Source organism: Janthinobacterium sp. BJB426 (assembly GCF_002735705.1).
In the GTDB taxonomy this organism is placed as follows: domain Bacteria; phylum Pseudomonadota; class Gammaproteobacteria; order Burkholderiales; family Burkholderiaceae_D; genus Janthinobacterium.
In genome coordinates, this window is the sequence record NZ_PDZL01000014.1 from 54073 (window position 1) to 65952 (window position 11880).

Below are 11880 nucleotides of genomic sequence, written 5' to 3' on the forward strand. Positions count from 1 at the left end.
CCGTGCCGCTTTTTCATTTCTATGAGGCAATTAGTAGTGCAAATCATGTATCACCAGCCGTATAATTGTTTCATAACAAGACCACCGGAGACAGATCATTAGCTACCGAGGGAATCAGTATGAAATTGACGGACATGAAGATAGGCGTGCGCCTGGGCGCCGGTTTTGGCGTGGTGCTGCTGCTGATGGCAGTGCTGGTGGGCACGGGCCTGCTGCGCCTGGACAAGATCGGCGCGCTCAGCGAAGCCATCATCGAGAAAGACTGGGCCAAGGCCGACGCCATCGCCACCATCCGTAGCACCACGCGTTCGAACGCGGCACTGGTGCTGGAGCTGTTCATCCATGAAGATCCGGCCCGCGCCAACGCCATCCACGGCGAAATCGACGCCAACAAAGCCACCATCACCGATGCGCTGGTCGTGCTCGACCGCCTGATCGTGCTGCCCGAAGGCAAGGAACTGCTGGCCACCCTGAAGCAGCAGCGCAAGGCCTATGTCGTGTCGTTCAGCGAGGCCGACAAGCTGCTGGTGGCGGGACAGCGCGCGGAAGCGGCCGTGCACGTGCGCGACGACACCCTGCCCGCCCTGAATCAGTTGCAAAAGACGGTGAACCACCTGAATGAAATCCAGCGCGGCGTGGTCGTGCATGGCGGCCAGCAAATCAAGCAGAATATTTCCGCAGCGAATGTGCTGATGGCCAGCCTGGGCACGGCCGCGCTGCTGCTGGGCGTGCTCTTTGCCTGGCGGGTCACACGCTCGATCACCACGCCGATCGCGTATGCCTTGCGCGTGGCGCAAGCCGTGGCCGGAGGCGACCTGAGCAGTAAAATCGTGGCTGACGGCAAGGATGAAGCGGGCCAGCTGCTGCAGGCGCTGCGCGACATGAATACCAACCTGGCCACGCTGGTGGGGCAAGTGCGCGGCGGCACAGGCACGATTGCCGTGGCGTCGAGCCAGATTGCCAGCGGCAATGCCGACCTGTCGGCCCGCACGGAAGCGCAAGCCAGCGCGCTGGAAGAAACGGCCTCGTCGATGATCGAACTGACGGGCACCGTGCGCAGCAATAGCGACAATGCGCGCCAGGCCGACAGCCTGGCCCGCTCGGCATCGGCCATCGCGCAGCGCGGCGGCTCGGCCATGGCGGAAGTGATCGGCACCATGGATGCCATCAATGCATCGTCGCGCAAGATCGTCGACATCATCGCCGTCATCGATGGCATCGCCTTCCAGACGAATATCCTGGCCCTGAACGCGGCTGTCGAGGCGGCGCGTGCCGGCGAGCAAGGCCGTGGCTTTGCCGTCGTGGCCTCCGAAGTGCGCAATCTGGCGCAACGCTCGGCAGCGGCGGCAAAGGAAATCAAGGAACTGATCGCCGACTCCGTCAGCAGGGTCGACCAGGGCGCGCAACTGGTCAGCCAGGCGGGTGCCACGATGGATGAAGTGGTGGCCAGCGTGGGCCGGGTCAGCGCCATCGTCGGTGAAATCAGCGTTGCCAACCACGAGCAAAGCGAAGGCATCGAGCAGATCAACGCCGCCATCATGCAGATGGACCAGACGACGCAGCAAAACGCGGCCCTGGTCGAGGAAGCGGCCGCGGCGGCGGCAGCCATGCATGAACAGGCGGGCGACCTGGAAACCCTCGTCAGCCAGTTCAAGCTGGAACAGAGCGCCGGCGGCAAGACGCCAAGCCGTCCTGCTCCCTCCGTCCCGCGCTTGCACTAAGTTGCTTATTCTTGCTTATTCCACCTGGCGCGCCAGGCGGATGCCGGAAAATTGCCAGCGCGCACCGGCCGGGAAGAAATTGCGGTAGCTGGCGCGCGCATGGCCGGCCGGCGTGGCGCACGACGAGCCGCGCAGCACATACTGATTCAGCATGAACTTGCCGTTGTATTCGCCGAGCGCCCCGGGCGCCGTACGGTAACCGGGATACGGCGCGTAGCTGCTGCTGGTCCATTGCCAGCAGTGGCCGAACATTTGCAGCAAGCCTGCACCCGGCGCGCCGGCGGCCGGATGCAGCTGGCCCGTTTCCACCGCGACGCCTTGCGCCGCCACTTCCCACTCCGCTTCCGTCGGCAGGCGCGCGCCAGCCCAGTGCGCATAGGCATCCGCCTCGAACAGGGACAAATGCGTGGCCGGCGCATGCGGGTCGAGCGGACGCAAGCCAAATAAGGTGAATTCCTGCCAGTGGCCGGCGTCATCGCGCTGCCAGTACAGCGGACATGCCAGTTGCTGCGTACGCACCCAGTCCCAGCCTTCGGCCAGCCACAAATGCGCCGTGCGGTAGCCGCCCGCCTCGATGAAGGCGAGATATTCGCCATTCGTCACCAGCGCGCTGGCCAGTTCGAACGGCGCCACGTATTGCGGATGGCGCGGCAGTTCATTATCAAAACAAAAACCATCGCCCGCATGGCCGATCTGCGCCAGGCCACCGTCAAAGGCGAGCCAGGCCGTGGGCTGCGCGGCTTGCGGTGCTGGCGGAGCGGCGTTGTCAAGATAAGCGGGAAACAGGGCGCTCTGCGCCAGCAGGTGCTTGACATCCGTCAACAGCAACTCCTGGTGCTGCTGCTCGTGTTCGAGGCCCAGCGCCAGTAGCATGGTCAGCCGTTCGCGCTCGTCGCGCGCCAGTTCGCCCGCCAGCAGGCGCGCGATGCGCGCATCGACGTTGGCCCGGTAGGCGCGCACGACGTCCATGCCGGGTCGCGTCAGCAAACCCCGCTGCGCACGCGGGTGCTTTTCCCCCACGCCGTTGTAATAGGAATTGAACAGCACGCGGAAGGCGGGATGGAACGGCGCGAACGCCGCTTCCATGCTTTCCAGAATAAACGTTTCGAAAAACCAGGTGGTATGCGCGAGATGCCATTTCACGGGACTGGCATCCGGCATCGATTGGGCGCCGCAATCCTCGTCGGAGAGGGGTTCGGCCAGCCGCAGCGAATGCTGGCGCACTTGATGGTAATGATCGATCAGCATCTGTTTCTTAATCCCTGATAACCCGCGCGTAAATGACGGCAAACCACTGCTGCGGGTCTGTCCAGACTTGCACGGTGGAAAAACCCGCCTGCTCCAGCAAGCCGACGAAGGTGGCGCGTGTGTATTTGTAGCTGTCTTCCGTATGGATGCGCTCGCCTTTCGCGAAGCGCCGCTGGCCACCTTTCCAGTGGACAATTTGTTCACTGCGCGCTTCCAGGTGCATTTCGACGCGGCGCTCCTCGGCGTTGAAAAAGCCGTGGTGCTGCCAGGCGCGCACGTCGAAGTCGGCGCCGATCAGGCCGTTCACGTGGCGCAGCATGTTCAGGTTGAAGGCAGCCGTCACGCCCAAGGCGTCGTCGTAGGCCGCGTCGAGGATGGCATCATCCTTGATCAGGTCGACGCCGATCAGCAGGCCACCATCGCCGTCCGCATTCGCACGCAGACGGCGCAGGAAGCTGGTCGCTTGCTCAGGCGCAAAATTGCCGATCGACGAGCCTGGATAGAAGAACAATCGCCGCGCGTCGCGCACGCTGTCAGGCAAGTCCAGGCGGCTGGAGAAATCCAGGCCCAGGCCCGTCATTTCGATGTGCGGAAAGCGTTGCTGCAGCCGGCTCAGCGATTCGCTGAGGAAATCATAGGAAATATCCACGGCCACATATTGCGCCGGGTGCAGCAGGGGGAACAGGCTGGCGGCCTTGGCGCAATTGCCCGCGCCCAGGTCGATCAGGGTGCTGCCCGGCCCCACGGCATGGGCGATCTCGGCGCCGTGGCGGGCGAAGATGGCCGCTTCCGTGCGCGTCGGATAGTACTCGGGCAAGGCGCAGATGGCTTCGAACAGTTTCGAACCGAGCGCGTCGTACAGGTACTTGGGCGAGGTCCAGGCATCGCGCGCCAGCAGGCCGCTGCTGATCTCGGCTATCGTGGCAGGAGTGGCGCTGGCCGCGCTGGCGTGGCTGGCGGGACGGAAATCGGACTGCTGTTGCGCAAGTGGCATGGTCATGGGCTGGCGTCGTCAATGTTAGGTTCACGAAGGGCTTGCACGGTCAGCCACCGGGCGCGGCGCCCCTGCCATAGCGGTTTGCGGGCGCCTTGCCGATGACTTTTTCTCATCATAGCGGAATCCGCGCAAGCCAGCCGTGCGGCAGGTAACTTAAGGTCAAACTGGCAGTGTGCACACAAAATTGGTATTGCCAAGCAAAAAGCATAAGCCTGTCGTATACTACACATTGCCGGCCAAACAATCCGCGCCCCTTTTGCAATTCCCAGGCCCCCCTCTCCCCCGCGTGCCTCCCTTTACGATAGCCGTTATTAATCAAGATCACCATGCTCGAATTGCGCCATCTGTCGAAGTCCTATGCCCATGCGCGTCCCGTGCTGGCCAATATTTCCTGCCGCTTCAAGGCCGGGGAATTCATCGCCATCATGGGCGACTCGGGCGTGGGCAAGTCGACACTGCTGAATCTGATCGCCGGCCTCGATACGCCCGACGCGGGTGCCGAAGCGCACCCTATCCTGGTGGACGGCATTGCCATGTCCAGCCTCGATGACGCCGCCGCCACCCGGCTGCGTCGCGCCCGCATGGGCTTTATTTTCCAGGCCTTCCACGTCTTGCCGCACCTGACCCTGCTGCAAAACGTGGCCCTGCCGCTGCTGCTCAACGGACTGCCCCAGGAGCGTGCCACCAGCATGCTCGAGGCGGTCGGCCTGGGCGGACGCGGCGGCGACTTTCCGCAGCAATTGTCCGGCGGCGAAATGCAGCGCGTGGCCATCGCCCGCGCACTTGTGCACAAGCCCGCGCTGGTGCTGGCCGACGAGCCTACCGGCAACCTCGACCCGGACACGGCGCACAGCATCCTGCAATTGCTGCGCGCCGAAATCAAGGCCAACGGCAGTTGCGCGATCATGGTCACGCATTCGCTGGCCGCCGCCGAAATGGCGGACCGGACCATGATTCTGACGAAAAGCGGATTACAAAATACAACAATCGTCAACCAAATTGATCAAACAATCAGTTAATTTAACTGACCATCTGTCACAAGTTTTGTTATCGTAGTATTATTTAAACACTTGCCTGGTTATCAATGTTGTAACGCAAATGGTGTACTACGTCACCCGGACAGCCGTACTGCGATGACGAACTATAGCCGGGACCACATAAAGTGGTCTCGTCCCTTGCATAACCTGAAGGAGGAGTAAATGAACGTTCGGCAAAAGAAGCTGGAAATGATTGAGGCGATGAACCGGGCGCGTGCGCTCGAACCATCGAGTTTTGTGCCCAACAAGCTGCTCGACACCCTGATCGAGAAGATGAACCTGAAAAATGATGCGGAGCTGTGCCGTGTACTGGAAGTGCAGCCTCCCATCATCAGCAAGATTCGTCACGGCAAACTGTCGGTCGGTGCAACGATTTTATTGCGCATGCATGAAAAATCGGACATCACCATCCGCGAACTGAAGGAACTGTCCGCCACGCCAGTCCATTGATATACCCGCTGTTGTAATGCCATGCCAGGCACCCAGGTCCCCGGCGCCATGAACTTTTGCCATACAATTCGCGCAGTTCGCTCACCGCACCGCATCCGGACACGATAGCGAAGAGACCCAGCCCAAACCATGCTGACCGTTTCTCTGCCTTCCCGCTCCCGCCCCCCTCCCAGCTTCTGCCCCTGCATTTCCACTCAAACTTGATCTGACACAACACGCATAGTCCGCGCAGGCATCAAGGTCAGCTTTTAACCAGTTTTCTCAACCGCATGTCCAGCGATCCTCTTGCGCCGCCCGTGCTGCGCCTGACGCTCACGCGCGATCCCCTCGCCAAGGCCGGCGACTGCCCTGCCGCGCCCGGCTGGCATGCCGAAACCCACGTGCTGTCCGGCGCGCGCGGCATCGGCAGTTGCCGCATCGCCCTCGATATCGGCCCGGCCGACGTGGTGCAATTGCTGCTGTGCGATGGCAATTCCTTGCTGGCAGGCAGCCTGGACCTGCCACGCTACCTGGGACCGGCCACGGTGGCGCGTGATGGCGTGCCCGCCAGCATCGAAGTGGGGCTGGCCTTGCGCCCGCAGGCGGCGCGGCAGCCGCCCGGCGCCAGCCGCGACGGCCTGGGTGCCTGGATGCTGCGGGCCGTGCGCGTGTACCGCTGCGGTGCCGCCGCCATGACGGCGCTGGCGGCGGCGGGCGCCTTCCAGGACCGCCAGCTGGAACAGCGCCTGGGCCTGTACCGCTGCGGCATCGAGGCGGGCAGCATGACGGCCGTCGCCAGCCTGCCCGCCGGGCCGGAACCGGTGCTGCTGCTGTTGCACGGCACGGCCTCGTCGACCCAGCGCAGCTTTGCCGGCCTGTGGCGCAACGGCCTGGCGCCGCAACTGGCGGCGCAGTACGGCAACCGCATCTACGGCTATGAGCACCGCAGCCTCAGCGACAGCCCCATCGAGAATGCGCTGGCGCTCGTGCGCCAGTTGCCGCACGGCGCCGTGCTGCACCTGCTGAGCCATTCGCGCGGCGGCCTGGTGGGTGAGTTGCTGGCGCGGGCGCAGCGCATCGACAGCCGCGGCGCCGTCGACCTGGCCGGCGACGGCCTGGAGCGGCTGAGCGAAAACACGGTGGGCGGCGAAGCGTTCAACAGCCACGATATCGAGCACTTCACGGCGCAGGCGCGGCTGGGCGGGCGCAGCGGCCACGACGCGGATGCGGCGCGCCTGCGCGCGCTCAGCGTAGAGCTGAAAACGCGCGCCATCCGCATCGCCCGCTTCGTGCGCGTGGCCTGCCCGGCGCGCGGCACCACCCTGATGTCGGGCCGGCTCGACCGCTGGGCCAGCGTGATGTTCAAGCTGCTGCTGCACGGCGGCGTACCCGACGGCGCCATGGCCTTCCTGCTGGCCGTGGTGCGGCAGCGCTGCGATGCGCGCATCCTGCCGGGCCTCGAAGCGATGATGCCCGACTCGCCCCTGGTGGCGCTGCTCAATGCGCCCGACGTGCGCGTGGCCAGCCCGCTGCATGTACTGGCCGGCGCGTGCAGCGGCGATGGCTTGCTGGGCTGGCTGGGCGACTGCCTCGACGACCAGCTGTACGGCGGCCAGAATGACCTGGTGGTCAATTGTGCCTCGATGGCCGGCGGCGCCACGCGCAGCACGCCGGTGCGGCAACTGCTGCTGCGCGGGCCGCACGCGCACCACCTGAACTACTTCGAGCGCGCGCCATCGAGCCAGGCCGCCGTGCAGGCACTCAGCGGCAACGAGACGGCCTACCAGCCGCTGCCCGGCATCGAGCACGGCCCGCTGGCGCGCGGCGGCGAAGTGCCGAAACGGCGCGCGCACGCGCCCATCGTGCTGCTTCTGCCCGACATCATGGGCAGCCACCTGCAAGTGGGCAGCAACCGCATCTGGTTCGACCCCGTCAACCTGGTCGAAGGGCGCATCGAACGCCTGGCCGTGGGCCAGCCGCACATCGTCAGCGCCGGCTGGGTCGAATCCTGCTATGAACCGTTTGCCCGCTTCCTCGCGCAAAGCCAGGAAGTGCGGCCTTTTACCTATGACTGGCGTTTGTCGCTGCAGCACTCCAGCAGCGCCTTCCTGCCCGTGCTCGACGACGCCATGCGCGACGCGGAACAGCGTGGACAGCCGCTGCGCATCGTGGCCCACGGCATGGGCGGGCTGGTGGCGCGCCTGGCCCTGAAGGACCGCTGGCAGCGCTTCGGCACCCTGCCCGGCAGCCGCTTGCTGCAAGTAGGCACGGCCAACCGCGGCACGCAGGCGATGGTGCAAGTGCTGCTGGGACGCGACCGGTTGGTGCAGATGCTGGCAAGCTGGATAGGCTGGAAACACACGCGGCGCCAGTTTCTCGGCTTCGTGCGCGCCTTTCCCGGCGTGCTGGACATGCTGCCATGGCCGCAGGCGGGCGGCATCGATTATTTCGACGCCGCCGCCTGGGCCCGGCTGGCAGACGGCGATGTTCAAGCGGGCCTGCCCGGCGGCTGGCAGGCGCCCGAAGCCCAGGCGCTGGCCGCGGCGCGCGCCACCATGGCCCTGCTGGAAGCGGCCCCGCTCGACGCGCGCCATTGCAGCTATCTGGCCGGCTGCGCCGACACGCCGGTGGCGCTGCGCCTGCGCGACGGCGGCATCGAGACAGCCTGGTCGCCGGACGGCGATGGCCGCACGGCCTGGCAAGGCGCGATGCCGGACGGCGTGGCGGCCTGCTACCTGCCGGTGGCGCATGGCGACCTACTGCTGCAAAGGGACTACTACCCGGCCATCGCACAGCTGCTCGACAGCGGCCAGACCGCAGCCCTGCCGCGCCACCCGCCGCACGCGCCGGGCGGCGTACCGCCCCGCTTCCATCCGTATGCCGCCGACGCCACCCCGCTGTACCCGCAAGCGCAGGAATTGCTCGACGCGGCCCTCGGCGCCGCCGGCCCCGCCAGCGCGCCCGAGCCCCGCGCGCCGCAGCTGAGCCTATCCCTCATCCACGGCAGCATGGCCTCGGCCGACGCGCCCGTCATGAGCGGCTGCTATGCGTATGAATCGCTGCGCGGCAGCATGAGTTTTCTCGACCGCCTGCTGGCGGGCAAGCTGCAGGAAATCCACGCGCTGGGACGCTTTCCGCAGCGCCCCGACTCCGCCCTCGTGGTGCTGCAGCCCGATGCGGCGCGCCGGCCCGGCGGCGCCATCGTCATCGGCCTGGGCGCGCTGGGCGAGCTGACGCCGGGCGAACTGGCGCGCGCCTTTGCCGGCGGCCTGCTCGAATACGCGTGCGTCTGCCTGCAGGTGCGCGCCGCCGGCCATGTGGCCGCGCCGCCGATGGGAGAGCACGGCTTGCGCGTGGCCAGCCTGCTGTCCGGTTCCGGCTATGGCGGCCTGAGCATCGCCCTGTGCGCGCGCGCCCTGATCGACGGCGCGCGCAGCGCCAACCGGCGCCTGGAAGACGCGGGCATGGCGTGCCGCATCGGCCACATCGCCATCTACGAACAGTCCGAGGCGCGCGCCATCGCCGCCGCCGTGGCCATCGAACAGATCATGGCCGAGGCGCGCTACCAGGGCAGCTTCACGTTCGAGCGGCGCATCCGCCACAGCCCCGGCGGCTACCGGCGCATCCTGCCCAGCCTGAGCGGCGACAACGGCTGGCGCCGCGTGCAGATCGTCGCCGCGGACCTTTCCGGCGCCTTGCGCTTCACCGTGCTGACGGACCGCGCGCACAACAGCGTCGACGAGGAGCCGAACCAGCGGCAAGCCGTCGATGGCCTGATCATGGATGCCACCGACAACACCACCGACCAGCCGGGCCTGTCGCGCGCCCTGTACGAACTGATGCTGCCCAATGGCCTGAAGGCGGCCATCCCCGAGATGCGCGGCCTGATCCTGGCCGTCGACCAGAGCGCCGCCATCTATCCGTGGGAGCTGATGCGCGACGAGGCGGGCAGCGAGGAAAGTCCGCTGTCGACGCGCATCGGCATGGTGCGCCAGCTGGCCAGCCTGCGCGAACAGCCGCCCGCCGTCAGCCCGCCCAGCAACAGCGTGCTGGTGATCGGCGACACCGATTCCGGCCTGCCAGAGCTGCCCGCCGCGCAGGCCGAGGCGCAGGACGTGGCGCGCATGTTCGGCGCGTACGGCTACCAGGTACGCGAGCTGCTGCGCCCTCAGGCGCAGCGCGTGCTGGTACACCTGTTCGACGAACGCTATTTCGCCATCCACCTGGCCGGCCATGGCGAAGTGGCCGGCCCCGGCATCGCCCATACGGGCCTGGTGCTGGGACCGAAGACGCGGCTGACGGCGGCGCAGGTGGGTAAATTGAAGCGCGTGCCGCAATTCGTCTTCATCAATTGCTGCCACCTGGGCGACATGCGCCCGGACGCCATCGCACCGTGGTCGAAACTCGCCGCCAGCCTGGCCACGGCCTTCATTGAAATGGGCTCGCAGGCGGTGATCGCGGCCGGCTGGCGCATCGACGACCAGGCGGCCAGCATCTTCGCGCACAGCTTTTATCACGCCATGCTGAGCGGCGAATACTTCGGCGACGCCGTGCGCCTGGCGCGCGAAGCGGCCTACCTGCAGTTCCCCGCCTCGAACACCTGGGGCGCCTACCAGGCGTATGGCGACGACCGCTACCGCTTTCCGAATACCCAGAGCCGGCCCTGGCAAGCGCCCGACTATCACTACCACGGCCACTTGCTGGCCGACCTGGAAACCCTGCACGCGCGCCTGGCGGGCGCCGATCCTGCGCGCCGCGCGGCCATCGAGGAAAAGCTGGGCAGCATCGAGGAAGCCGTGCGCGCCCGCTTCTTCGGCTGCGCCGACATCCGCGAAAACATGGCCGCCGCGCGCGCCGGCCTCGGTGGCCTGGAAAACACCCTGCGCGCCATCGAACACTATCGGGCGGCGCACAGCGCGGCCGACGGCAAGGTGGGCTTGCGCGCGCTGGCGCACTGGGCGGAACTGGAAATACGCCAGGGCGCGGCCCTGTGCGGCCTCGATGCGGGCGCCGGCATCGAGGTGCCGGCCGTGCCCGACCCGGCGCAGGGACGCCAGTTGCTGCAGGATGGAAAACAGCATATCGATCTGCTGGTGGCGCTGGCGCCCACGGCGCAGCGCCTGGCCCTGCTGGGACGCTACTGGGCCTTGCAGGCGCGCCTGGCCTGCACCGAAGGAAGTTCGGGCGCGCCGGCACTGCGCGCCATGACGGACGCCTGCCTGGCCGCGCTGGACGAAGCGCGGCGGCGCAGCGGCGTGGCCGACTGCGACCTGATTTTCCAGGTGCTGGCGGGCGCCCTGCTGCTGAAAGCCCATGGCGACAGCGGCGCCTGGCGCGCGCTCGATCCGCAACTGGGCGATTTGCTGCACGACGCCATCGCCTATGCGCGCCAGCGCCACGCGGACGAACACCGCGCCATCGACGCCGGCGCCCCCGTGCGCGCCGCCCTGCTGGCGGCCCTGTGGCAAGTACCGGAAGGCCAGCCCTTCGACGCGCCCGCGCGCGCCGCCTTCCTGGCCCTGTACCACGACGCCGTGCGGCGCCACGGCAGCATCGGCGAACCCGAAGCGATCACGGCGCCGCTGCGCTTCCTGCTCGAACTGCTGCCGCCCGACAGCGCGGACACCGGCTTGCGCAGCGCCGTGCAGGCGCTGGCCAGCCAGCTGCAGGCCTCACTGCCCGCTCTTAGCCAGGCACCACGCCGTAATGGCGCGCATAGCGCTCATCCAGATTCGCCAGCGGCATCATCATGAACATGTCGGCGCTTTCGAAATCAGGGTCCCAGGCCGGTTCGCCGCAAATCCAGGCGCCCGAACGCAGATAGCCCTTGATCAGCGGCGGCACTTGCGGCTTGTGCGCCGCTTCCACCTGATGGATGGGGAAAGGCAGGTGCGGCGTGACGCGGTATTCGCTTGGGGCCATGTGCTTTTCGGCCAGCGCCTGGTACACGGCGACGGCGTTATGCCCGCCATCGGCCAGGCTGATGCTGGCGCAGCCGACCAGGTAGTCGCAGCGCTCGCGGCGCATGTACTCGGCCAGGCCAGACCACAGCAGCATGATCACGCTGCCACCCCGGTATTTCGGGTGGATGCAGGCGCGGCCCGCTTCGACCATGCGTCCGCGCAGGTTCTTCAGGCGGCTCAGGTCGAACTCGTTTTCCGAATACAGCCGGCCGATCTTGGCCGCCTTGGCCGCGCTCAGCACGCGGTAGGTGCCCACCACTTTCAGGGTATCGGCATCGCGCACGATCAGGTGATCGCAGTGAGCGTCGAATTCATCGCTGTCGAGGCCATCGGCGTTGGCCAGCGACGTCAAGCCCATGGTTTCGATAAACACCTTGTAACGCAAACGCTGGACTTCGCGCACTTCCGCCGCGGTAGTGGCCTGGCTCAGCACCAGTTGGACCGGACGGGCCTTGGCTTCGTTTGATGCGATTATGTTCTGCATG

General features: G+C 66.5%; 7 protein-coding genes. 4 read left to right on the forward strand and 3 right to left on the reverse strand.

Annotated elements, in window-relative coordinates:
* Positions 1–119: 119 nt before the first annotated feature.
* Entirely contained in the window at positions 120–1721 is a 1602-nt protein-coding gene (locus tag CSQ93_RS20320) for a methyl-accepting chemotaxis protein (protein ID WP_199534465.1), read from the forward strand.
* A 15-nt stretch (positions 1722–1736) separates the two neighbouring features.
* On the opposite strand, the gene egtB is transcribed toward CSQ93_RS20320, so the two are convergent.
* Positions 1737–2969, reverse strand: coding sequence for an ergothioneine biosynthesis protein EgtB (gene egtB, locus CSQ93_RS20325; protein ID WP_099379589.1), 1233 nt, complete (start codon positions 2967–2969; stop codon positions 1737–1739).
* 7 nt (positions 2970–2976) lie between these two features.
* The gene (gene egtD / locus CSQ93_RS20330; RefSeq protein WP_099379590.1) at positions 2977–3969 is read right to left on the reverse strand and encodes an L-histidine N(alpha)-methyltransferase; all 993 of its coding nucleotides are present in this window, start codon (positions 3967–3969) and stop codon (positions 2977–2979) included.
* Between the two features lie 323 nt (positions 3970–4292).
* On the opposite strand from egtD, the gene CSQ93_RS20335 reads away from it, so the two are divergent.
* The 3 genes from CSQ93_RS20335 (at position 4293) to CSQ93_RS20345 (ending at position 11185) form a co-directional block, all read left to right on the forward strand.
* Positions 4293–4985 (forward strand): ABC transporter ATP-binding protein, encoded by a 693-nt coding sequence (locus CSQ93_RS20335; RefSeq protein ID WP_099379591.1) that lies wholly within the window; start codon positions 4293–4295, stop codon positions 4983–4985.
* A gap of 180 nt (positions 4986–5165) precedes the next feature.
* Positions 5166–5453: a hypothetical protein gene (locus CSQ93_RS20340; RefSeq protein WP_034786045.1), complete on the forward strand. Its 288-nt coding sequence runs from the start codon at positions 5166–5168 to the stop codon at positions 5451–5453.
* Between the two features lie 269 nt (positions 5454–5722).
* Complete coding sequence (locus CSQ93_RS20345) at positions 5723–11185, forward strand: CHAT domain-containing protein (protein ID WP_099379592.1); 5463 nt, start codon at positions 5723–5725, stop codon at positions 11183–11185.
* Here CSQ93_RS20345 and CSQ93_RS20350 read toward each other — a convergent pair.
* Positions 11118–11879 carry a GNAT family N-acetyltransferase gene (locus CSQ93_RS20350; protein WP_034786047.1) on the reverse strand — a complete coding sequence of 254 codons (762 nt, stop codon included), beginning with the start codon at positions 11877–11879 and terminating at the stop codon, positions 11118–11120. The genes CSQ93_RS20345 and CSQ93_RS20350 overlap by 68 nt on opposite strands.
* Between the last annotated feature and the right edge of the window lies 1 nt (position 11880).